Source organism: Amycolatopsis orientalis DSM 40040 = KCTC 9412 (genome assembly GCF_000478275.1).
GTDB classification, from domain to species: Bacteria; Actinomycetota; Actinomycetes; order Mycobacteriales; family Pseudonocardiaceae; genus Amycolatopsis; species Amycolatopsis orientalis.
This window is the reverse complement of the sequence record NZ_ASJB01000028.1, coordinates 397,440-419,486: the sequence shown is the minus strand read 5'-3', so window position 1 is coordinate 419,486 and position 22,047 is coordinate 397,440. Positions and strand designations below refer to the sequence as shown.

Annotated in this window: 16 protein-coding genes and 1 pseudogene; 11 read left to right on the top strand and 6 right to left on the bottom strand. The window is 70.6% G+C overall.

Going from position 1 to position 22,047, the window contains the following annotated elements; genetic code table 11:
* The 3 genes and pseudogenes from L324_RS08320 to L324_RS43505 form a co-directional block, all read left to right on the top strand.
* On the top strand, positions 1-1,204 hold a 1,204-nt coding region (locus L324_RS08320; protein WP_037305491.1), incomplete at its 5' end, for an HNH endonuclease signature motif containing protein.
* 262 nt (positions 1,205-1,466) lie between these two features.
* Positions 1,467-1,556 (top strand): annotated as a pseudogene (locus tag L324_RS43510) (Rv2993c-like domain-containing protein); the annotation flags it as partial.
* Between the two features lie 193 nt (positions 1,557-1,749).
* Positions 1,750-2,217 (top strand): fumarylacetoacetate hydrolase family protein, encoded by a 468-nt coding sequence (locus L324_RS43505; RefSeq protein ID WP_235783450.1) that lies wholly within the window; start codon positions 1,750-1,752, stop codon positions 2,215-2,217.
* A gap of 41 nt (positions 2,218-2,258) precedes the next feature.
* Here the strand turns inward: L324_RS43505 and L324_RS08310 are convergent, their stop codons facing one another.
* Both L324_RS08310 and L324_RS08305 read right to left on the bottom strand, forming a co-directional pair.
* Positions 2,259-3,827, bottom strand: a complete 1,569-nt coding sequence (locus L324_RS08310) for a multicopper oxidase family protein (RefSeq protein WP_037305436.1) — start codon at positions 3,825-3,827, stop codon at positions 2,259-2,261.
* Positions 3,824-4,231, bottom strand: a complete 408-nt coding sequence (locus L324_RS08305) for a hypothetical protein (RefSeq protein WP_037305435.1) — start codon at positions 4,229-4,231, stop codon at positions 3,824-3,826. Before L324_RS08305 ends, L324_RS08310 begins: the two co-directional genes overlap by 4 nt.
* Before the next feature lie 80 nt (positions 4,232-4,311).
* Here L324_RS08305 and L324_RS08300 point away from each other — a divergent pair, with 80 nt between their 5' ends.
* On the top strand, positions 4,312-5,244 hold the full coding sequence (locus L324_RS08300) for a LysR family transcriptional regulator (protein WP_037305434.1): 933 nt from the start codon (positions 4,312-4,314) through the stop codon (positions 5,242-5,244).
* On the opposite strand, the gene L324_RS08295 is transcribed toward L324_RS08300, so the two are convergent.
* The 3 genes from L324_RS08295 to L324_RS08285 form a co-directional block, all read right to left on the bottom strand.
* A complete protein-coding gene (locus L324_RS08295) occupies positions 5,234-6,328 on the bottom strand; it encodes a S1 family peptidase (protein ID WP_037305433.1) in 1,095 nt (364 codons plus the stop codon). The two genes, L324_RS08300 and L324_RS08295, sit on opposite strands and share 11 nt — an antisense overlap.
* A 249-nt stretch (positions 6,329-6,577) precedes the next feature.
* A complete protein-coding gene (locus L324_RS08290; RefSeq protein WP_152546733.1) occupies positions 6,578-7,717 on the bottom strand; it encodes a GDSL-type esterase/lipase family protein in 1,140 nt (379 codons plus the stop codon).
* Between the two features lie 8 nt (positions 7,718-7,725).
* Positions 7,726-8,298: a TetR/AcrR family transcriptional regulator gene (locus tag L324_RS08285; protein ID WP_037305431.1), complete on the bottom strand. Its 573-nt coding sequence runs from the start codon at positions 8,296-8,298 to the stop codon at positions 7,726-7,728.
* Positions 8,299-8,432: 134 nt separating this feature from the next.
* On the opposite strand from L324_RS08285, the gene L324_RS08280 reads away from it, so the two are divergent.
* From L324_RS08280 to L324_RS08270, 3 genes are all read left to right on the top strand, one after another.
* Positions 8,433-9,281 (top strand): hypothetical protein, encoded by an 849-nt coding sequence (locus tag L324_RS08280; RefSeq protein ID WP_037305430.1) that lies wholly within the window; start codon positions 8,433-8,435, stop codon positions 9,279-9,281.
* A 25-nt stretch (positions 9,282-9,306) separates the two neighbouring features.
* Entirely contained in the window at positions 9,307-10,341 is a 1,035-nt protein-coding gene (locus L324_RS08275; RefSeq protein WP_037305429.1) for a hypothetical protein, read from the top strand.
* 143 nt (positions 10,342-10,484) lie between these two features.
* Positions 10,485-11,243 carry an EI24 domain-containing protein gene (locus L324_RS08270; protein ID WP_037305428.1) on the top strand — a complete coding sequence of 253 codons (759 nt, stop codon included), beginning with the start codon at positions 10,485-10,487 and terminating at the stop codon, positions 11,241-11,243.
* A 64-nt stretch (positions 11,244-11,307) separates the two neighbouring features.
* Here L324_RS08270 and L324_RS08265 read toward each other — a convergent pair whose 3' ends face one another.
* On the bottom strand, positions 11,308-14,292 hold the full coding sequence (locus tag L324_RS08265; protein ID WP_037305427.1) for a 3-keto-alpha-glucoside-1,2-lyase-like domain-containing protein: 2,985 nt from the start codon (positions 14,290-14,292) through the stop codon (positions 11,308-11,310).
* A 219-nt stretch (positions 14,293-14,511) separates the two neighbouring features.
* Between L324_RS08265 and L324_RS08260 the strand changes: the two genes are divergently transcribed.
* From L324_RS08260 to L324_RS08245, 4 genes are all read left to right on the top strand, one after another.
* Positions 14,512-16,533, top strand: coding sequence for an ATP-binding protein (locus tag L324_RS08260; RefSeq protein ID WP_051173747.1), 2,022 nt, complete (start codon positions 14,512-14,514; stop codon positions 16,531-16,533).
* A 104-nt stretch (positions 16,534-16,637) separates the two neighbouring features.
* On the top strand, positions 16,638-17,951 hold the full coding sequence (locus L324_RS08255; protein ID WP_037305426.1) for a hypothetical protein: 1,314 nt from the start codon (positions 16,638-16,640) through the stop codon (positions 17,949-17,951).
* A complete protein-coding gene (locus L324_RS08250) occupies positions 17,948-19,003 on the top strand; it encodes a hypothetical protein (RefSeq protein WP_037305425.1) in 1,056 nt (351 codons plus the stop codon). The genes L324_RS08255 and L324_RS08250 overlap by 4 nt, the downstream gene beginning before the upstream one ends.
* Before the next feature lies 1 nt (position 19,004).
* Positions 19,005-22,037, top strand: coding sequence for a tetratricopeptide repeat protein (locus tag L324_RS08245; RefSeq protein ID WP_037305424.1), 3,033 nt, complete (start codon positions 19,005-19,007; stop codon positions 22,035-22,037).
* The last annotated feature ends 10 nt before the right edge of the window (positions 22,038-22,047 follow it).

The window sequence follows — 22,047 nt, the reverse complement described above, 5'->3', positions numbered from 1 at the left end:
GGAGCTTGCTCATGGCGTGCAGCAGTTCCTGCAGGTGATCCGGGTCGCCACTGCCGGGCTGGGCCGGTATCTGGCGGAGATCGAGTCGCGGGGCGCGAAAGACTTGTACGGCTACGGATCGACGATCAGATGGTTCGCCGATGTGGCCGGGCTTTCCTTTGGTGAGGCGCGGCCCGTGGTGAATCGCGCGATCGCGCTGAACCCGACCCGGGCTTTGGACGGGACGGAGCTTCCGGCCTTGGCACCCGCGACGGCGGCTGTGGCTGCGGAGGGGGTGGTCGGGGACGAGCGGATCCAGCAGATTTTGGACTTTCTGGCGAGCCTGCCGCTCGATACGTCGGCAGAGGATCGGGAGAGCGCGGAGAAGACCCTGGCCGAGCTGGCCAGGCACGCCGGGCCAGGGCAGCTGGTGAAAGCCGAACAGAACCTACTCGGCTGGCTGGATCCTGACGGGGCTGAGCCGAAGGAGCCCGAGCCGAAGCAGCCGCGTCGCGAGTTGACGTTGGAGCGCCGCAAGGACGGGTTCTGGAAACTGAACGGCCTCCTCGACGACGAGGCCGGTGCCCGCACCGCCGCGGCCCTGGAGGCCCACGCTGCGCCGCGCCCAGTGGACGAGTTCGGGCAAGCCGATCTGCGCACCAAACCCGAACGTCTCGGTGATGCGTGGGTGGACCTGGTCGATCTGGCGATCGCCTGCCCGGATCAGCCTGGCACCTCCGGCTACCGCACCCTCGTCCATGTGACCGTCGGCCTCGACGAGCTGAAGACCGGTCTCGGGACCGCCTGCGTGGACTACGTCGGAACAATGACCGCCCGGGACGCCCGCATGGCGGCCTGCGACTGCCTCATGCTGCCCGTGGTCCTCAACGCGGCTGGTGAGCCCCTCGATGTCGGACGCCTGCGACGGTTCGTCACCCCCGGCCAGCGCCGAGCCTTGAACATCCGCGACGGGGGCTGCGCCTTCCCCGGCTGTCATCGGCGGCCGAAGAACTGTCACGCCCATCACATTCATCACTGGGCAGACGGCGGACCCACTGACCTGCGGAACCTCACCCTGCTGTGCGGCTTCCACCACCGGCTGATCCACCACGGTGACTGGGAAGTCCGCATGGCCGCCGACGGCCTGCCCGAGTTCATTCCGCCCCAGTATCTGGACCCGCTACGAAGAACCCGGCGCAACACCCTCCACCGCGCCGCCGCCTGACCCCCGCACCCGAGGAGCCCGCGCCAGCCACACCGGCGACGGGCCCCTCGCCATGCCCACAGACAGACAACACCGCAGATGCCCGAGGCTCAGACGGCTCGTCACCCCAGACTGACGACGAGCCCTGAGCATCCGCGACTGGGAGTCCGCATGGCAGTCAACGGGCCTACCGGAGTTCATCCCGCCCCAGCACCTGGACCCGCTACGACAAACCCGGCGCAACACCCTGCATCGCGCCGCCGCTGGAACAGGGCTGATCGGGATGCGCCTGATTCGTTTCGCCACCGAGCAAACCGCCCGGACGGGCTGCGTCAAGTCCACTCGCGACGGTGACGTCGTCCGTGCCTACGATCCGGCCACCGGCCCCGGCGAGGTCGTCGGCCCGCTTTGCGGCGTCCGGCTGCTCGCGCCCTGCGAGCCGCGCACGATCGTCTGTGTCGGCAGCAACTATCCCTGCCAGCTGAAGGAGAAGGGCCGTCCGTGGCCGGAGCGGCCCGCTCTCTTCCTCAAGGCCCCCGAACGCCGTCACCGGACCCGGGCAGCCGATCGGGCATCCGCCCGAGGTCGAGCGCCTGGAGTACGAAGGCGAACTGGCCGTCGTCATCGGCAAGACCGCGCGGAACGTGACCGCCGAGGACGCAGCCGCGCACATCCTCGGCTACACCTGCGCCAACGGCGTCACCGCGCACGACTGGCGGGCCGACGGCCAATGGGCACGGGCCAAGAGCGCCGACACCTTCCTGCCGCTCGGGCCCTGGATCACCACCGACCTCGCGAACGGAGACCTGGAGATGACCACGCGGATCAACGACCGGACCGCCCAGCGGTCCACCACCGGGGAGATGATCTTCGGTGTGTCCGCGATCCTCGCGTGGGTGACCCGCTGGTTCACCCTGCGCCCCGGCGACGTCGTGCTCACCGGCAGCCCGGCGGGTGTCGGGCCGATGAAGCCGGGTGACGAGGTCACCGTGGCGATCGAAGGGGTCGGTGAGCTGACCAACCCTGTCCGCTGACGCCCGTCCCGGCCCACTCACGAGGCATACGGCCGGCGGCATCAGACCACCTCGAAGTTCGCCATCATCGCCATGTCCTCGTGTTCGGCGTTGTGGCAATGGAAGACGTAGCGGCCGCGGTAGCCGTCGAAGCGGGCGATGACCTCGACCGCTTCGCCGGGGTTCAGGTCGACGGTGTCCTTGATGCCGCCGTCGAACGGGCCCGGCGGGCGGCCGCCGCGCGAGAGGATGCGGAAGCCCACCAGGTGCAGATGCACGGGATGGTGGATGTCGGCGACGAACCGCCAGATCTCGACGTCACCGAGGCGCGGGCTCGCCGACATCACGTCCGGGGAGAACGGTTCGCCGCCGATCACCCAGCCCGCGCGGCCGTGGACGGTTCCGGCGCGGAACGAGAACTCCCGCGTGGTCGTGGCCTGCTCGCGAGTGAGCGGCGCGATTTCGCCGAGTTTCGCCGGGACCCGGCTTTCGTCCGCCGCGCGGCGGGTGACGACGAACCGCATGACCTGGGCGGTCGGGCCGGTGCCGAGCCGGTTCACCAGGGTGACTTCGGTACCCACCGGATACCGGCCGAAGTCGATGACGAGGTCGTACCGCTCCGCCGGCCCGAGCGGGAGGTGATCGTGTGCGCGCGGCGCGTCGAGGAGGCCTTGGTCGCCGCCGATCTGCACGAAGCCGCCTCCCCCGGGTGGCGGCGGGTCCATCGCCAGGTCGTAGCGGCGGGCGTTGGAGGCGTTCAGGACCCGGATCCGGTACCGCACGGCCGCCACCTCACAGACCGGCCACGGCGCGCCGTTGACGAGGATGACGTCACCGAAAACGCCTTCCACGTAAGCACTTTCCACTCCCGGGGTGGTGCGCAAGGTCCGGTCGAGAGACGGATACGCGAAGGCGCCGTGCTCGTCGAAGGAGCGATCGGCGATCATCAGCGGCAGTTCGCGTTCGCCGGAGGGAAGCCCCAGCGCCTCCTCCTCGTCGTCACGCACCAGATGGAACCCGGCGAGGCCTCGGTAGACGGCGGGACCGGTGAAGTCCATGCGGTGGTCGTGATACCACAGCGTCGCGGCCCGTTGCCGCATCGGGAAGACGTAGTCGCGTTCACCGTTCGTGATCCGGGCGCGGGCGTCGGCCATCCCGTGCCCGGCGTGTCCGGCGTCCCACCCGGACACCGGCAGGACGAGGTCGGTCGGGTAGCCGTCGGAGTCGGCGGGGGTATGGCCACCGTGGAGGTGGACCACGGTCGGGACGGGGAGTTCGTTGCGGTGGCGGACCACTGTCGTCCGGTCCCGCCGCGATTCGATCGTCGGACCGGGGAAGATCCCGTCGTAGCCCCAGATCGGTGTCCGGACTCCGGGAAGGATCTCGGCCGTCGACGTCCGCTGGGTGATCATGTAGTGGTCCGCGCCGTCCGTCCTGTCTGGACGCAGGACCGGCGGGACCGGGAGCGGCACCCGGAACGGTTCCGGCAGGGGAAGCCCGCTGCGCAGCAGTTCGCCGGTGCCCGGCGCGCCCCGCGCGAGCAGCCGGGGCGCGGTCAGCCCCGCGGCGAGGAGGGCGCCGGCTCCGCCCGCGAGCCCGAGGAACCTCCTCCTGGGAAGAGGGCGGCTCATCGGGCCGCCCGCCAGGTCTGCGGGCGCCAGACGGCGATCGCCGTCAGCGCCATGCCGGTGACGAGGGCGACGCCGAGCGGGATGTGCAGGTCGAGCGCACCGGCGAGCCCGGCGAAATACTGCGCGGTCTCGCCCGCCGCGAGCAGCAGGCTCACCCAGAACAACCAGCGTGGCCCGCGGACCAGCCACAGGGCCAGCGCCGCCAGGATCTGGGCGTACGCCAGGAAGGACACCGCGTCGGCGCCCCATCGGTGCAGCCAGAGCATGTCGTAGTCGCCGCCGAGGTAGCCACCGGCGAACACCGGCTGGCCGATGATCGCGACAGTGTGAACGCTCACGAGCGCCCGGTTCACCATCAGCGTCCCGTTCGCCTTCCGGCTTCGGGTAGTCACGGTTTCACTCACGCGAACGAACGTAAGAGCCGTGTCCTTATGCTGTCCAAGACAAGATTCGTTATCTGTTCATAACAGGTGAGGCATCAGCGGTGGATCTCCTGGCACTCCGGTACTTCCAGACGGTCGCCCGGCTCGAACACGTCGGCCGCGCCGCCGAGAAGCTGCGCGTCGCGCAGCCGTCGCTCAGCCGCACCCTGGCGCGACTGGAAAACGAGCTGGGCGTGCCCCTGTTCGACCGGCACGGCCGCCGGATCCGGCTCAACCGGTACGGCGCCGCGTTCCTCCGCCGCGTCGACCGGGTACTGGCCGAACTCGAAGACGCTCGTCAGGAACTCGACGACGCCGCCGGATGGGAACGCGGCACCGTCACCGTCGCGGCCGAAAGCCTGCTGGTCCTCACCGAACCGGTTCGCACCTTCGTCCCCGGCCATCCGCTGGTGGACGTGCGGCTGTCGCAGGCATCGGCGGCGGGGATGACGGAGAAGCTGCGGTCCGGCGACGTCGATCTGTGCGTCACGTCGCAACCCTTGTCCGGCAACGACATCCGAAGCCGCGTACTCCTCGACGAACCCGTGATGCTGTGCGTGCCGTCCGGCCACCGGCTCGCCGGGCGCCACCGGGTCGGCCTCGCGGACCTGGCGGGGGAGCCGTTCCTCACCACGCGGCCCGGTTACTGGCAGCGCGCGCTCGCCGAGCACCTCTTCGCGAAAGCCGGTCTGGAACTCCAGATCGTCTGCGAGGGCGACGAAGCCGCCGTACTCTTCCAGCTCATCGACGCGGGCCTCGGTATCGCGTTCGTGCCCTCGCTCGGGCTCCGCGCCGACGTCAGTACGACGGTGGTCTGGCTCGACGTCGACGACCCCGAGTGCCGCCGCGTCCTCAGCGTCGCATGGCGGGAGGACACCTACCTTTCCGCCGCCGCGCGACGGTTTCGCGACCACACCGTCGAACACTTCCGGGCACAGGCCGAAGCCGGGCCCCCGTCGAAGAAGGGCCCGGCTTCGGGAGGTGTCACGGGTTGAGCGTCACGCCATAGGCGCTCATGGCCTCGCCGACCGGCTGGAAGTACGAGGTCCCGCTGCCCTTGCCGGAGGTGATGCCCAGGCCGACGCTGCCGGCGAAGAGGCAGCCGCCCGAGTCGCCGGGGTTGACCAGCGCACTGGTCTGGATCAGCTGGTACACCGAACCTTCGGCGTAGTTCACCGTCACGTTCAGCCGCTGCACTGAGCCCGAGGTGAGGCGGGTGGTGCTGCCGCTCTTGCTGATCCGCTGTCCGACGGTCGCGGTCCCGGCGGAGGCGATCCGCTGGGTCGAGCCGTTCCACAGGGTGACCGCGCCGGGTCCGCTGCCGCTGGTGTTGCGGATCAGGCCGTAGTCGTTGTTCGGGAAGCTCGCGCCCTGCGACGGCCCGACGTTCCACTGCGACACCGCGCGCGTGCAGTGACCGGCGTCGAGGATGTAGTTCTGGCCGCCGCGGTTGGTGTTGAACCCGACCGAGCAGCGGGTTCCGCCGCCGGTGATGGCCTCTCCGTTGTAGATCGCGGTGTGCATCTCACCGGAGGTCCGTTCCACCCGGACCCGGTCGCCGAGCGCTTCGGCGGCCTTCACCAGGGCTTCGGCGCCCTTGGCCGCGTCGGACACGGTGAGCACGACCTGGTTGGACTTCGGGTCGAGGCCGATCGACGTATGGGTGACCGCGGGCAGCGACTGCAGGGCGTTCTGCGCCCCGGCCAGCGCCGCGCTGGAGTGCTTGACCACACGGGCCTGCGCGCCGGTCGCCGTGACCTGATCCGCGGCGGCCTGGTCGAGCACGTTGACCACCGGCCTGGCGTTGTCGTCGAGATAGCCGTCGGCGGCGCGGGAACCGAGGGAGGCCGTGGCCTTCTGCAGTGTCTCGACACTGGCGGCCTGCGTCCGCAGCAACCGGGTGGCGGCGGCTTCGCTGATCCCGGCCTCGGCGGCGAGGGACGAGACGGCCTCACTCTGCACGGTGGGGGAGTAGCCCTCGATGGTGGTGGCGGTGGCCGTGGCCGGGGCGAGGAAGCCGATGACCGCGGCGGCGGCCACCAGCGTGGTGGCGGTACGGGCTGAGGGGGTTGGGCGCATACCGGGAACTCACTTTCGCGAGGGAGGATCCAGCGCGAGGGATGGCCGCACTGGACACAGTGGGTAGCCGGGCACGGCCAAGGTGGCCCGGCACCGGTGATCCGGTGCGGATCAGGGTGATCCGCCGGCCCGGGAACCCGGTACCGACTTTCGTTGGACAGGAAGAAAAATAGGTACCGTGCCGGTCGCGCTACCTAAACCTCGTGAGTGGTAATGACGGTTAGAACCGTCATTACCACTCACGAGCCCTCAGCTGCCGAAACCGAGTTTGGCGAAGCGTTCCGCGATGAGCCGGTGCGTGGCCGCGTCCGGATGGAGGTCGTCGGGCAGCGGCAGTTCCGCGTGGTCGGCCTCGCCGTAGAGGTCCAGACCGTCGAGGTAGGCCAGGTTCGGGTCGGTCGCGCTCCGCTCCTCGACGATGCGGGCGAGTTCGCCGCGGATCGTGGTGAGCGTCAGCTTCCCCGCGGCGGTCTCCGCGGGGTCTCCGGTGGCCGCGAAGCGGGGTGTTCCTTCGCTCAGCGCACGGGGATCCATGACGCTGGGCCCCGGTGTGTGTTCGTGGATGGCGCAGTAGATCGGTGAGATGACCAGCAGCGGGGTGTCCGGATGCCCTTCCCGGACGGTGTCGAGGAAACCGTGCACGGCGGGGCCGAACGCGCGCAGCCGCATCGCGTCGGAATTGACGAGGTTGATACCGATCTTGACGCTGATCAGATCCGCGGCCGTGTCCCGGAGGGCACGGGCGGTGAACGGGTCCAGCAGCGCGCCGCCGCCGAAACCGAGGTTGATCAGGTCCACGCCGCCCAGCTTCGCGGCCAGCGCGGGCCAGGTCCCGGTCGGGCTCGCCGCGTTGGAGCCGTGGCTGATCGAACTGCCGTGGTGCAACCAGGTCCTGCGCCCGCTGGACCGTACACTGTGGACGTTCGCGTCGGTGCGCAAGGCCACCAGCAGCGTGGTTTCGTCGTGCGGCAGCCAGATCTCGACGTCCTTCTCGCCGGACGGCAGGCCGGGGAACCGCACGGTCCGCATCGGCCCGGGCCGGTGGACCGCGGTGCCGGCGGCCATGTCGATGGTGAGCGTGTCACCGTCGTCCACGCCGGCCTGTTCCGCCACGCGTCCGTCGACGAGGAGTTCGTAGACGCCGTCGGGCCTGGGCGGAACGCCGACATAGCGCCGTTTGGTGGCGAAGACGTCCAGTTCGACGAGCGTGGCCGTGGTGCGGAAGACCAGCCGCACCCCCGACGGCTGCGATTCCGCCATGGCCAGCTGGGCGTCGGGGATCTGCCGCCGGGCGTGCGCGGGCAGCCGGTGGGGGAGCAGGCCGCGTTCGGTGTGCTCCAGGTCGAGTGCGCCGCGGACGAGGGCGGCGGTGATCGGGGTGGTGATCATGTCCTTGGTCATTTCTTTCGGGGCCAAGCGCGCAGGAGTACGTCGAGCGCGTCGAGGATCTCGGTCCAGCTCTCCCGAGGGGCAGGGTCGCTGTGGCTGAAGCCTCCGGCGGACTCCAAGCCGACGAAGCCGCTGAAAACGCTGCCCAGTAACCGCACCGCGTGCGTCTGGTGCGGTTCCGCCAGGTCGTAGCCCCGCAGGATCGCCCGCATCAGCCTGGCGTGCCGGACACCCGCACTGGTGGCGGCCGTCTCGGGGGCGAGCCGGAACCGGGCGGCGGTGAACCGGCCGGGATGTTCGAGGGCGTAGTCACGGTGGACGTCGGCCAGGGCGATCAGCGCGTCCTTGCCGGCGAGGCCCGCCACCGCCGCCGAGGCGCGGTCGGCGAGTTCCGTCAACGCCAGCAGGGCGATCCCGGTCTTCAGCTCGTGGGCGTTCTTCACGTGCGAGTACAGGCTCGCCGTCTTGACGCCGCACCGTTTCGCCAGCTCTGTCGGGGTCACGTGCTCGAAGCCGATCTCGTCGGCCATCTCCGCTCCCGCCTGGACCACGCGCTCCGTGGTCAGTCCCGCCCGTGCCATCTCCAGCCCTTCCGTCGGAACCGAGGCTACCATAGCCCATTTGGGACTGGCCTAATGCAATTAGGTTTCGAACCCGGGTTCGGTAGCGCGGCGTGCGCCGAAGACTGAACACGGTCCGACGGGAGGTGAGCGGTATGAACACGGTGGATCCGGAGCGGGCCCGGCACGACCGCGTCGAGCGGTGGCGGGGGAACCGGCGGGTGCTCGCCGGCGCGATCGTGGCCTCGGTGGTCACGGTGGTCTGCGGTTTCGTCGCCGGACACGGCTTCGGCACGCTGATCGAGTTGCTGCGCACCTCGGCGATCGACAGCGTCTTCGACGACCGCGGTGACGCTGAAACGCCGTACGGGATGGTGTGGGGCACCTTCGCCTTCGTCGCCTGTCTCGTCGCGGCGACCTTCGCGGCGAGCGCCGTGCGGCGCTACCAGGGACGGCCCTCGGGGCCGCTGTTCCCGGTGGTACTGGTGTTCGCGGCCGGCACGCTCGGCATCTGGGTCTCGTCGCGCGACTGGCTTCCGCCGCTCGCCGTCGGCACCGCGGTCGACCCCGTCTTCCACGAAGACGAAAAGTGGGGGTTCTGGGCGTGGCTGATGTACTACGCCGACTGGTGGGTGCCCGCGTTCCTGCTCGTCCTGACGTCGCTGATCCTGGGGTACGCCATCCGGGTCGAGCGGCGGGACGCCGAGCTGATCCGGATCCGCGAGCGGCTGCTGAGGCACGGCCGGCGGGTACCCGCCGAAATCGCCGACGTGAAGCTGCGCCTGGGCGGGGACGAGTCGGGGACCCGGGTCGTGGGCGCGGACGTCACGGTGTCGTTCACCGATCTCGCCGGAGTCAGGCGATGGGTGACCCGCCGGACGCGGGACACCACCATCGGAACCGCCGAAGTGCTGTTCGATCCGATGCGCCCGGCCGACGAGAACTCGATCTTCGTGGCGCTACGGCGTCATCCCACCGCCGGTGACTGGCTGCCCGCGGACTGACCCGCCCGACGTCTGGAGTTCTCTCATGTCCGCTGTCCCAGCGCCCGCCCGGCGTGACCCGTTCGCCCATCTCCGCGGCTTCCTGACCGGAGTCGTCAGCGGGACGACGTTGTGCGCCTTCGTCGTCGGCATCATCATCGAGTACGTTCCGCTGATCATCGCCGGCCTGGGGCTTCCCGTCGTCTACGGCCTCCTGCTCTACGTCGCCGGGGCACCGCGACGCGCTCGCGACGCGGCCGTCGTCCCGGTGGTCGCGCTCGCCAAGATCGAGAGCGTGCGGGCGGGTGGCACGGAAACGGGCGACATCCCGGTCGACTTCGTCCTCACCGTCGTCCCCGACGGCGCGGCGTCGCACCGCGTGAGGATCACGCACAGCGTCAATCTCGTCGACCTCCCGGACCACCGGCCGGGCGGCGTCCTCGTCGTCCAGTACCCGCCGGACCGGCCGTGGAAGGCGAAGATCGTCGAGCGGCCGTCACCGGAATGGGAGCGCCGCGCGGCCGCGGCCGTGATCGAATCCGCTCCGGAGTCCAGCCTGGTGCACGAGCCGCCGGAGGGTTGCGTGTTCGGCGCGCTCGCGGTCCTCGGATTCGTGCTCGGGGCGGCGCTCGTGCTGGTGCTGTTCCGGGTGGAGCTGTTCGCGCCGGAAGAACCCGGGCGGACGGAAGAGACGCAGTCCTCTTCTTCGAGTATGACGACCTCTTCGTCGGGCTCCGCCACGGTCACCGTCGATCGGTCCCTGCTGGGCGAGGGGGAGTTGCGCCGGGCGATCGACTCGCTGGCGGCGGCCGCGGACATCTCCCAGGTGATCACCGCGGTCGTCGAGGACCGGCGGCTCACCGTGGTCTTCGCGCCGACCGGTGCCCAGATGCCGCGGTTCGACCTCCGCGCGCTCGCCGTCGACCGCGTCCCGCCGCTCGTACGGAGGGCGACGGCCACGATCGACGTCGGGTCGCCGCAGACCTGGCAGGTCACCATCGTCCCGTTCGGGACCGCCGTGAGCACCCGCGTGATCGTGACCGGACCGGACGGCAGCGGCGCGCTCGCCGACGGCGGCTGAAGGACGCTTTCCCCGCATCTCACGCGGTGAAGGGCGCTTTCCCTGCATCGCATGCGGGGAAAGCGTCCTTCAGCTCCGCCTGTCCCTGGAATCCTGTATCCCCTGGAACACGGACAAAGCGGGCTCACTGATAGAAAGGCCCGATGCGCGAGTTCTTCAAGGGGTTCCGGATGTTCGGGCAAGGCCTGGGCATTCTGCTGCGGTCGCCGAAACTGCTGCTGATCGGTGCGCTGCCCGCGGTGCTGACCATGCTGTTGCTGTTCGGCGGGATCGTCGCGCTGGCGTTCTGGATCGACGATCTCGCGCTCCTGCTCACCCCGTTCGCCGACGACTGGGCGGAGGGCTGGCGGACGACGGTCCGCGTGGCGATCGGCGTCGCGGTGTTCGGGGCGGTACTGGCCATCTGCCTGATCGGGTTCACCGCGATCACCCTCGCCGTCGGCGGCCCGTTCTACGAGCACATCGCGGAGAAGGTCGAAGACGATCTCGGCGGCGTTCCCGGCGCGGTGGACCTGTCGTTCTGGCGGTTGCTGGGGATGGGCCTGAAGGACGGGCTGTCACTCGTGCTGCGTTCGCTGATGTTCACGATCCCTCTCATGATCGCGGGCTTCATCCCCGTGATCGGGCAGACCGTCGTGCCGGTCCTGCTGGCCTTGGTCACGGCGTGGTTCCTGGCACTGGAACTGATCGCCGTGCCGTTCTACCGGCGGGGGATGGATCTGAAGCGGCGACGGCTGCTGCTGCGCGAACGCCGCGCGCTCGCCCTCGGACTCGGGCTTCCCGCCTCGCTGCTGAGCCTGATCCCGTTCGCTGTCCTGATCGTGATGCCGGTCGGCTTCGTCGGCGGTGTGCTCGTCGCCCGTGAAGTCCTGGGCGCCGATCAGCCGCATCCGGCCGCCTGAGGTGAGCGCCGGGTGTCTTGCCGTCTACAAAGGACGGTAAGACACCCGGCGGCTCCCTCCCGGGTCAGGCGATCGGCTCGATCCAGATGTTCCGGAACCGCGGATTCTCACCCGGGTCGCCGTGGTCCTGGAGGCGGATCGCCCCCGGGCCCGCGTTTTCCGGGTTGCTGTCGCCCGTGCCGCCGTCGATCTCGACGTTGTCGTGGACCACGACGCCGTTCCAGACCACGGTGACGCGGGCGTTGTCGGTCTTGTTCCCGGCGCCGTCGAACCGTGCGGCGCGGAAGGTGACGTCGTAGGTCTGCCACGTCCCCGGCGCGGTCGCCATGTTCCGGTCCGGCGCCCGCTTCGAGTAGATCGACCCGGCCTCGTTGTTGGCGAGAGTGGTGTCGCCGAAGGATTCCAGCACCTGGAGTTCGTAGCGTTCCTGCAGGTAGACGCCGCTGTTGCCCCTGGCCTGCCCGGTCACCTCCGGCGGGTAGTTCGGCTCGTTCCACTCGACGTGCAGCCGGAAGTCGCCGAATTGCTGCTTCGTGCGGATGTCACCGCCGTTCGATTCCATCGCCCCGCCCGCCACCGGCCAGGTCGCGGCGCCGCCGGAGCGTTTCTCCCAGGCGTCGAGGTTCTTCCCGTTGAACAAGGTGACGCGCTGGGCCTTCGTGACGGTCAGGCTGTCGAGGTTGACGTTGCCCGCGTCGCCGCTGTCGTACTTGTAGGCGATCGTGTTCGTCCCGGCGGCGAGGGTGAGTGTCTCCGGCTGGGAGTTCCAGGTGTCCCAGTTCCCGGTACTGGCGAGACGCACCTGTTTGACCTTGGCGCCGTTGACGTAGACGCTCACGGATTTGGTCCCCGGAGCCGGATCCGGGCCGTTGGAGTAGCGCAGGGCCGCGTTGTAGGTCCCGGCCGTGGGCGCGGTGACCGTGAACGTCGTCGTGGCGCCCTGGTTCCAGTAGCCGTCGACGAAACCGGTCCCGGTGTAGGCCGCGTGATTGGTGTTGGTCCCGGCGCCGCCGCTGAGCGCGGCGCGTTCCGCCTCGTACGTCGTGCTCGCCGGCGGGCCGCCGACGAGGGAGTTGAGTGTGTACCAGGCCTCCGTGCTCCACAGCGCCTCACCGGACTCCGCGGCGAAGGGGCGCGGCGAGCGGAGATGTACCACGTGCCCGGCCTTCAAGCCCGCCACTTGCAGTGTGACCTTCTTGCGGTCGGCCGAGACGGTAGCGGAAGTGACGGACAGGGTCTGCTCGTCGATCTTCGGCCCGCCGTACGCGGGAGTGGGCTGGTAGCGCCATTGCTGCGCCTGGTATTTCGCCGCGAGGTTCTGCGCGGTCTCGGCCGAGAGGGGCTGGGTGTATTCGAGTTCGAACCCACCCGCGACCGCGCGCATCTTGAGGATGTCGAAGGCGTTCTTCCCGTTCGGCGTCACCTTCTGGAGGCCGTGGGCGAGCTTGCCGGGCTGGCCCCAGTTACCGCCGCCGTCGATCCCGCCGGTGTAGATCGCGCCGTCGGGGCCGAGGCTGATCCGGCTCACGCCCGACTCGAGTCCTTGCGTCATCCGGAATACGGCGCCCTGGTACTCGCCGTTGACCTTCTCCAGGAAGGCGCGCTGAAGCCCGCCGTAGGTCACGTCGCCGTACACCATCTGCCCGGCGAAGGGGCCCTGCGACAACGTGACCATGTTGCTCGGCGAGTTCGCGATCTCGTTGTGCGGCAGCCACAACACCGGCGCGGTCACCGGCTTGGCGTCGAACGGTCCCGGGGGATTGGTGTAGTGGTTGAAGAAGCGGTCCTGCTTGATCCGCACGAGCTTGTTCGCCGGCAGCCAGCCGCCCTGGTTGTCGGTGACGAAGACGTCGCCCTCCGGCCCCCAGCCGATGCCGTGCGGGGTGCGCAGGCCACCGGCGATGTAGGAGACCTCACCGGTCTTCTTGTTGATCTTGATCGTGGTGCCGCGGTTCGGCGCGGGCTGCGGATCGGTCGTCGCGCCGCCGTAGTTGATGGACACGGACAGGTTGGCGTAGAAGAAGCCTTCCTTGTACAGCAGCCCGAACGCGAACTCGTGGAAGTTGCCGCCGAACGGCCAGGTGGCGACCGTGCGGTAGGCGTCGGCCACTTCGTCGCCGTTGGTGTCGTTCAACTCGACGAGCCGGGTCTTCTCCGACACGTACAGCTTGCCATCGACGTACTTGACGCCCATCGGTTCCTTCAAACCGCCGGCGACACGTTTCGTCCGGACCTTGGCCGGGTCGGTGTTCCCGGTGACGTTGCTCAGCAGATGGACTTCGCCGAGCACCTTGTCCGAACCACCCCAGGTGGCGATGGCGAGCCGTCCGTCCGGCAGCCAGTCCATCCCGGTGACCTGGGGCTGGAAGCCGTCGGGACGCAGGTTCGTCAGCGTGAAGCCGGGGTGGACGCCGTTCAGTGGCAGGCCGTCACCCGGCGAGTCCGCGGCGCCTTCGCATTCCTTGCGGCCCGGCGAGGTCACCCGCACGACGTCGGCGTCGGTGCTGAGTACCGAATTCGGCACCAGCACGAAGTCCGCCGCGCCCGGTGGCCGCCATTCGAGGGTGACCTGCTGGTCGTAGAGGTTGTCGAAATGGTCGATCCGCAGGGCGTGATAGCCCGTGGTCAGCTCGACCGCCCCGGCCGCCGGGGTCGCGCCGTGCAGCCCGTCGTGATTGATCACGAGCCGGCCGTCGATGCTCAGCCGGGACCCGTCGTCGCTGGTGAGACGGAACTCGTACCGGCCGGCGGTCGCGACGTTGATGTTGCCGGTCACCTCGGACACGAACTGGTCGCCGAGCCCGAAATCGGCCGTGCCGGTCCAGTTGATCGTCGGCATCAGCTTGTCGACGTTGGGCGTCTGCCCGGACTTGATCACGCAGAGCTTGCTGATCTCGCGCTGAAGGTCGTACGTGCGAAGCGTGACACCCGGTTGCTGGGGCGGGACGGCCGCTTCCGCCGGTGCCGTCACGAGTCCCGACAGGGCTGTGACCAGCACGATCGGGGCGATGAGGGACCGGTTGAAGCGTTTACGGACAGACGGAAGCATCGTTGCTCCTCAAGGTCGGACAGCCGAACACGCTGTGACGACGCTGAACCTAAGAGGACTTTCGTCGAGAGTCAACGAAAGTATGTACAACTCGGACGAAAGTTAGTCCTAATGGTCTCGCGCGTCCCCGCGAACCGTGGTGGCCCGGGGTTTGCGCCATTCAGGTGGGAACACCGGGGAACCCGCGACAGTGGTCCGCGCCGGGGCGACTCCCCGGGTATGACCCCGCATCAGCTGCCCGCGGTGACCGCCACGTTCGTCGGACGGGAAGCGGAACTGGCCAAGCTCAGCGCCATCGCGGACCGGGGCGGGGACGGCCACTCCATCGGGGTCGCGATCGTCGCCGGCGCGCCGGGGGTGGGAAAGACCGCCTTGGCCGTGCAATGGGCGCACGCGCAGCGAGAACGGTTCCCCCACGGCGATCTCTACTGTGATCTCCAAGGCTACGCGCCGGGGCCACCCAGTACCCCGCACGAGGTACTCGCCGGATTCCTCCGGGCACTGGAGGTCCCCGGGAAGATGATCCCGCGAAGCCTCGAAGCGAAGTCGGCGCTTTTCCGGTCGCTGGTGAACGATCGCCGGTTGGTCATCGTGCTGGACAACGTCACCTCGCCGCACGAGGTCCGCGCCCTGCTGCCCAGTACGCCGGGGTGCTTCGTCATGGTGACCAGCCGCAGCAGCCTGTCCGGTCTCGTCGTGCGCAACGGCGCGCGCCGGATCACCCTGGACATGTTGTCCCCGCCCGAATCCGAGGCCCTGCTGCGTACCGCGATCGGACCGGAACGGGCGGACGAGGAGCCCGGCGTGATCGGGGAACTGGCCGATCTGTGCGGGCATCTGCCGCTCGCGCTGAGGATCGCGGGCGAGCGCGTCGCCGCCCACCCTTACCTGCGGCTCACCGACCTGCTCGCCGAACTCACGTCGGAAGCGCGAAGGCTGGACGCGTTCGAGACGGGCGACGACGAGATGTCCGCCCTGCGGCCGGTGTTCTCGTGGTCGTACCGGGCGCTGGATCCCGCGACGGCCCGCGTCTTCCGGCTGCTCGGCCTGCATCCCGGCCCGACCGTCAGCGTGGCGGCCGCGACCGTGCTCGCCGGCACGCCCATGACCGACGTCCGGCGCAGGCTCGACAAACTCACCGGCGGCTGCCTGCTGTCCGAAGTCGACCGCGACCGGTTCCGTTTCCATGACCTGCTGCGTGTCTACGCCAAAGAGCGCGTCGACGCCGAGGAGCCGCCCGAAGAGCGGGAGAACTCGCCCAAACGGCTGCTGGAGTGGTATCTCGCCTGCGCGGATTCCGCGGACCGCGTACTCACCCCCATGCGAAGACGCACGGCACTCGAATTCTCCACCGGCGTCGCCAACCGCCTCGAATTCGCCACCTATGGGGACGCCCTTGCCTGGTGCGAGGCCGAACAGCCCAATCTGGTCGCGTCCGTGCATGCCGCGCTCGCCGCGGACTGGCCGTCGATCGCGTGCCGGTTGCCCCTCGCCTTGTGGGCGTTCTTCACCCTGCGCAAACCGTGGGCGGACTGGATCGCGACCTACAAGGCCGGGGTGGACGCCGCCCGGCGATGTTCCGACGAATTCAGCGAAGCGTCCCTCCTTGCCGGGCTGGGGATCGCGCACCGGGACCTGTGCCGGTTCGAAGAAGCGTTGGAGTACCTGGAGTCCGCGCTCGCCATCCGGCGGCGGATCGGTGATTCCTGGGGGCAGGGCCAAGCGCTGGTCAGCCTCGGGATCGCCTACCACGAACAGGGACGGTTCACCGAGGCCCTCGACCATCACGCCGACGCGCTGTCGGTCTTCCGCCGGCTAGGCGACGAATGGGGAGTGGCGCAGACCCTGCACTTCGTCGGTCTCACGAACCACGGGCTGGGCAGATTCGAGCAGGCCTACGAGAACCTCCGGCAGGCACTGGAGATCCGTCATCGGATCGGTTACCGCTATGGCGAAGCGGAAACGCTGGTGGGACTCGCCCTCGTGTTCCAGAAGATCGACAGGAGCGGGGAATCGGCGGGCCGGCTGAACCGGGCGCTGGAGTTACGCCGGGACATGGGGGATCGCTACGGCGAAGCGGCGGCGCTGGACCATCTCGGCCAGCTCTGGGAAGCGCGGGGCGAACTCGGCTCGGCCGCGGCCTGCTGGAGTGACGCGCTGAAGATCTTCACCGAACTCGGCGCACCGAGGGCCGCGGACGTGCACGCCCGGCTCCGGCGGATCCAGAGTCGTGAGTGGTAAAGACGGTTCTAACCGTCATTACCACTCACGAGGCTCGACCGCTTCGGGCAACGGGGTGAGGGCCGGTCTCGGATAGAGTGACCGCGGCGCGAAGGGGGAGGGCGATGACGACGGAATCGGGCGGGCCCCGGCTGCGTTCGGCCGTCCTCACCGAGGCGTGGGAACGCATCGACGGCGTCGAGGTCCTGTCCTCGGCCGACGGCGGCCCGCTGACCAGGACGATCAAGAAGATCATCGACCCGCTGGTCATCCGCACGGCGGCGTGTCCCCGGCTCGGCCGTCCCGTGCTCGACCCGGTCGCGGCGGCGGAACTGACGGAGCTGCTGCTGGCCGACGCGGACCGGCTGCGTGCCACGGCCGCGTGGTTCACGCAGCTGAAGCGGCAGCGCCGCGCGTTGCGCATCACGGCGGGCGACGTCCAGGACGTGTGCTTCCCGCTGGCCTACGAGCTGGCGACGGGTTCCGGCGCGCCCGGGCCGGAGGCGCCCGCGATGGCCGCTGCGGCGTTGCGCGATCTGCACGGCGAGGGCGGCGCGGCAGGCGTCGATCAGCTCACCGGGCATCTCACCGACCCCCGGACGTCGGCGGAACTGACCGCGGAGCTTCATCGCCGCTGGCACGCCGAACCCGCCGTACCGCAGGACATCCCGGCGCTCCGGGCGTTCGTCGAAGACCTTTCCGACGCCGCGTGGCGGACCCTCGCCGGTTCGGCCGCCGGGCACGCTCTCGGTCTCACACTGCGACGCCCGGGCGGGGCGGGCGCGCTGGAGCAGGCCGTCCAGGAGATCTCCGGGCTCCCCGCACCGGACCTCGGTCTGCAACGCGGGGACCGCACCGCGATCCCGCCGCTGAACCGGCGCGACGAAACCGGCCCCGAACTCCTCGAACGCAGTGTCGAACGGCGGGTGCGCGCGACCCTGCGCCGGCTCCCCGCCGACGAGCGGTCTCCGGTCGCGGACCTCGTCGACGACGAACTCACCCGCGTCGCCGCCGGATTCGGACTCGGTCTGCCCGCGCTGGCCGCCTGTTTCGCGCTCGGTGTCGTGCTCGCGCCCGCGCTCCGGCCGCTCGACGGCGCCGCGCCCGCCGGGGTCCCCGAATTCGCGCGGCGGCTCAACGCCCAGGTCGCCCGCGAGGGCTATGTGCTGCACGCCCGCCGCGCCCTCGCCGGTGCCACGCCGCTCACCCCGCGGCCCGACGCCGAACTCCTGCGCGATCTGCGGGAGTTCGCCAAGCAGTTCCTCAGCAGGCTGTGGGTCCGGCTGCACGGGTTCGACGTCCGGGGCGATCTGCCCGCGGACGCCGAAGACGTGCGTGACCTCGTCACTGGTGTCGTCCGGTCGACCTCGCTGGATCTGCGGACGAAGGTGCGGCGCGCGCTCGTGGCCCGCCTCCCGGAACTGGAGGCCGTGTCGTGACGCATCCGGTGCACACCCCCGTCGTCGCGGCGGACGGCGCCCTCATCCGTTTCACCCTCGCCGAACTGCTCACCGGCCGGACGGCCTCGATGCGGATCGACCTGACCGACGCCGGAGCCGCCGAACCGTGGCTGACCCGGTTCGCCGGCGCGGAAGCCTGCCTGGCCGCGCTCGGCGAGGGCGGGGTGGACCTCCCCGCCCGGCCGGAACTCGCCAGACTCGCCTCGCTGCTGTGGATCCGCCGTTGGTGGCCTGTCAGTCCTTCGCTCGGTGTCCCCGCGCTCGACCCGGCCCTGCTGGACCTCGAAACGGCGGTCGCGACAGCCGCGGTGGAAGAGCTGGCCGAGGGCCTCCTCGACGGGTTCGAAGCCACCCCGGCGGAGTTGTTCGACACCGCCGTCGCGGACGGCGCCCTCGTGGCCGCCGCGTCCCCGGTCGCCGATGAGGTCCGTGGCCTGTGCGGCCGTCTCGCGTCCTGGTTCGACGACCAGGACGACGTCGTGCGCGCCGAAACCGCGACGGAAGTGGTGGCACGACTGGAAACCGCGGCACCGGGTCAACGCGCGTACGCGCTGGCCGCGGGCACCGGCCCCGCCGCGGCGGGCGAGGGCGTCCTGGCACAGGGGCGGGAGAGCGTCGACTGGGCACGGGTGCCGCCGGGCATCCTGGACGCGGCCGAAGACACGGTGACCTGGCGGATCGTCGCGTCCGGGGCCACCGCCCGGCTCGAAGTCGACGTCGCGGGAGCGTTCGCCGACGCCGCCCTCACCGCTGTCGCGACCCACGACGGCGAGCCGTTCGCGGAGGTGGCCCTGTCACTGGGCGCCGGACGCTTCACCGGGACGGCCGAGCTGGACGAGGCCTCGGCCCGGCTCGCCGCGAATGTCCGGAGTGGACGGATCGCGCTCGTCGTCGGGGTGGCGGGCGAGGGGGTCGCCGGGACCACGGCCGAGGACCGGGCGGAGGTGGTCGCGCTCGTGCGGGCACGCCCGCCGGAAGCCCGCACACTCGCCGAGCGGGCGGCGGCCGCGGCCGAGGACGAGGAGTTCTGACGTGCTCGTCGGCATGCCGCCACCGCTCACCCCGCCGGACCGGCCGCTTCCGGCCGAACTCTCCGAAGCGAGTTCGCACGGCTACAACTGCCGTTGCGTCGCAAGACATTTCGGTCTCGACCCGGCTCCGTACGGCGAACTGCCGGCGTGCTCCCTGTCCGAGCGGCAGTATCGGCGCCTGCTGGCCGAGGCGGCCAGGCTCCAGGACAAGGCCAAGCGGCTCGCCGCGGCGCGGGACGTCGCGGGCGCGCACCGGGCGTACGGCCGGATGCGGCAGGTCGCGCGACAGCTCGACCGGACCGACATCGACCTCGCCGCGGTCAGCGACCTCGCCACCGTCTGTTATTCCGCGGGCGATCTGCGCAACGCGCGGCAGTGTGCCGAGGCCGTCCTCCATGTCTTCAAGGTGAGCACCGCCGCCATCGTCCATTTCGGACAGTACGCCGAGCTGCGGATGATCGAGGGTTCGCGGGAAGTCGCGGAACGCGTGCTCATCTCACTGTCCACAGAGGAAGGTGACGTCGCCAGGGCGCGTGAGCTGATCGCGGGCCAGCGGGCGCGGGCGGCGAGCCGCAAGGCGGCCGGGCCGGGGCAGTTCCCGCCCGAGCTGCTCGACCCGCACGGTGCCGACGAACTCGAACTGCGGATCCTCGAAGCACGTGTCCAGATCGCCGACGGCGATCCGGCCGGCGCGCGGGCCGCGCTCGAAGAGATCCTCGCGGCGCTGGAGGCCATCGCGGACATCGACGAGGTCCGCGAGCAGGTCGTCTCGCTGCAGGCGATGGCCGTCGCCGAACGGGCCAGGGTCCGCCAGGCCGGTGGTGAGGACGCCGACGCGCGGACCGACCTGCTGCGGCTGAGTGCCCGGCACACGGGTGGTCCGATGGCCGCGAAGGCCGACATCGGGCTGGCCGAAGTCCGCGCCCTCGAAGGTGATCTTCCGGGCGCGATCGCGGCGATCGCCGCCGCCCGCGACGAACTCGCGACGGCGGGCCTGACCGGGGACGTCGCCGACGCGAGCCACGCGCTGGGCACTTTGCTGCTCATGGCGGGTGACGCGGGTCAGGCCCGTGACCAGTTCGAGCACGCGGGGAAGCTGTGGACGGCCAATGGTGACACCGCGGGCCTGCGACGGCTCGACGTGGCACTGGCCCGTTGTGCCGCGATGGACGGCGACTGGGCGATGGCGGAGGAGCACGCCTCCCGCGCGCGGGAATCGGCGCGGACGTCGGGGGAGTGGCCGGACCGCCTGCATACCGATTTCGTCGCGGCCACGATCGGCTTCGCCCGAGGGGCGGACCCGCGGTCGGTGCTGGATCTGCTGCTGCCGTTGACCCTCGCGGCGGCGGAGTACCGGTTCGAATTCGCCGACCCGCGGGCGCGCACCGCCTGGGCGCGCGACGTCGCGGGCCCGGCGACGGCTTTGCTGATGGCGTTGCTGTCCCAGCTGGGGGAGCGCAGGCTGGCGGCGGAACTGATCGAGCGCCTCTGCGCGGTCGGGGCGTACACGGGCGCGGCGGAGCGGTCACTGGACCTGACCGGCGCGCTGCCCGCCCTCGGCCTGACACCGTCCACTGAGGACGATCGGCTTCCGTTGGCGGCCTTGGGTTCCGTCACGGCGTCGCTGCCGCTCCGGCTGGCCCCGCCGCCCGCGCTGCGCTGGTCTCCCGCGTCGCCGATGGAGCTGGACCCGTGGCTCGGCCTCGCCGCCGAGCGGTACCGCCTGCCCCGGCAGGCCGCCGAAACGGTCGAGACCTGGCCCGCCGCCCGGCCGGGGCGCGAGACGTTCGTCCTGCGCTTCGCCGAGGCCGGGCACACCTTTCTCACCTGGCGGACCACCGCGGACCTCGACACGGTCCACCTCCATCCGATCGACGCCGCCCTGGTCGGGACCGCCCGCGAGTATCTGGACGCCGCCTCCCCGACCCCGCACGAGGGCGAGAGCGTGGCCGACGCCGTCGGGCGCTCGCTGGGCGAAAACGCCTTCGGCGGCTTCGAGGGCGAGCAGCGTCTGGCCCGGGTTCTCGCCCTCAACCTCCTGCCCGCCGACCTCGTCGAACGCCTCCGGCGTGCCGCCGCCGAAGGACGCCGCCCGCTCCTGCGGGTGCAGCCGTCGCCGAGCCTCGCCGGGGTCCCGTGGGGACTGCTGGCCCTGCCCGATCGCCGCCCCGACCGCGTCCTGGACAACGCCGGGATCGGGACCTGTTTCGATGGCGACGAACGCGTCCTCGACGTCGCCGACGTCTCGCTGCTCGCCCCGGCGGGCATCCCGCGCCGTCCGCCCGCCGCCGACGGCCCGCCGGTCTACCTGCTCGATCCGCGTATCCCCGGCCAAAGCGCTTTCGGCGAGCTGGGTTCCGTACTCGGCAAGCAGGACGCGACGTCGCCGCTGATCCGCCATCTGGACGCGCGGCTGGCCGACGGCCCGGTCCTTCCCGTCGCCGCACGTGGGCTGGAGCTGGTCCGCCGCACCGACACCGACCGCCGTCTGCTCGCCGAACTCCTGGCCGGGCCCTGTTCGCGGCTGGTGTTCGTGGGACACGTCAGCCGCGTCCGCGACGAGTACGGGGCGCAGACCGCGCTGCATCTGTCCTGCGGCGCCGATCTCCCCGGCACCGCCGCGCCGATCGGGGCGCACCGGCCGTTCACCGCCGCCGATCTCGCACTGTCCGAAGTGGACACCATGCCCGCGAGGGTGGCGCTGATCGGCTGCGCCAGCGCGAGCGATTTCGGCCTCGCCGAACCGTTCGGCGTGCTGCTCGCCGCCGTCGCGGCCGGAGCGGGCCTGGTCGCGGCGACGGTCTGGGCGCTGCCGACGTCGGCCGCGGTCCCCGGCGCGGACCCGATGTCCGAGCTGATCATCGCCGTCGACACCGCCCTCGGCGCCGAAGACCCGGTCACCGAGCTGTGCGCATGGCAGCGGGCCCGGCTCGCGCGCTGGCGCGAGAAGCCCGAACCGGCGGGCTCGCCGGTCTTCTGGGCGGCCCTGACCTGCCTCGACGCCACCGACGACGGGAAAACCTGGGTTCGGTAGCGGATCGCGC

What these genes read in the sequence shown, in the direction of transcription:
- L324_RS08310 (WP_037305436.1), bottom strand. Translation starts at nt 3,827, where the DNA reads ATGAGCCGCCCTCTTCCCAGGAGGAGGTTCCTCGGGCTCGCGGGCGGA.
- L324_RS08295 (WP_037305433.1), bottom strand. Translation starts at nt 6,328, where the DNA reads ATGCGCCCAACCCCCTCAGCCCGTACCGCCACCACGCTGGTGGCCGCC.
- L324_RS08290 (WP_152546733.1), bottom strand. Translation starts at nt 7,717, where the DNA reads ATGATCACCACCCCGATCACCGCCGCCCTCGTCCGCGGCGCACTCGAC.
- L324_RS08285 (WP_037305431.1), bottom strand. Translation starts at nt 8,298, where the DNA reads ATGGCACGGGCGGGACTGACCACGGAGCGCGTGGTCCAGGCGGGAGCG.
- L324_RS08280 (WP_037305430.1), top strand. Translation starts at nt 8,433, where the DNA reads ATGAACACGGTGGATCCGGAGCGGGCCCGGCACGACCGCGTCGAGCGG.
- L324_RS08275 (WP_037305429.1), top strand. Translation starts at nt 9,307, where the DNA reads ATGTCCGCTGTCCCAGCGCCCGCCCGGCGTGACCCGTTCGCCCATCTC.
- L324_RS08270 (WP_037305428.1), top strand. Translation starts at nt 10,485, where the DNA reads ATGCGCGAGTTCTTCAAGGGGTTCCGGATGTTCGGGCAAGGCCTGGGC.
- L324_RS08265 (WP_037305427.1), bottom strand. Translation starts at nt 14,292, where the DNA reads ATGCTTCCGTCTGTCCGTAAACGCTTCAACCGGTCCCTCATCGCCCCG.
- L324_RS08260 (WP_051173747.1), top strand. Translation starts at nt 14,512, where the DNA reads ATGACCCCGCATCAGCTGCCCGCGGTGACCGCCACGTTCGTCGGACGG.
- L324_RS08255 (WP_037305426.1), top strand. Translation starts at nt 16,638, where the DNA reads ATGACGACGGAATCGGGCGGGCCCCGGCTGCGTTCGGCCGTCCTCACC.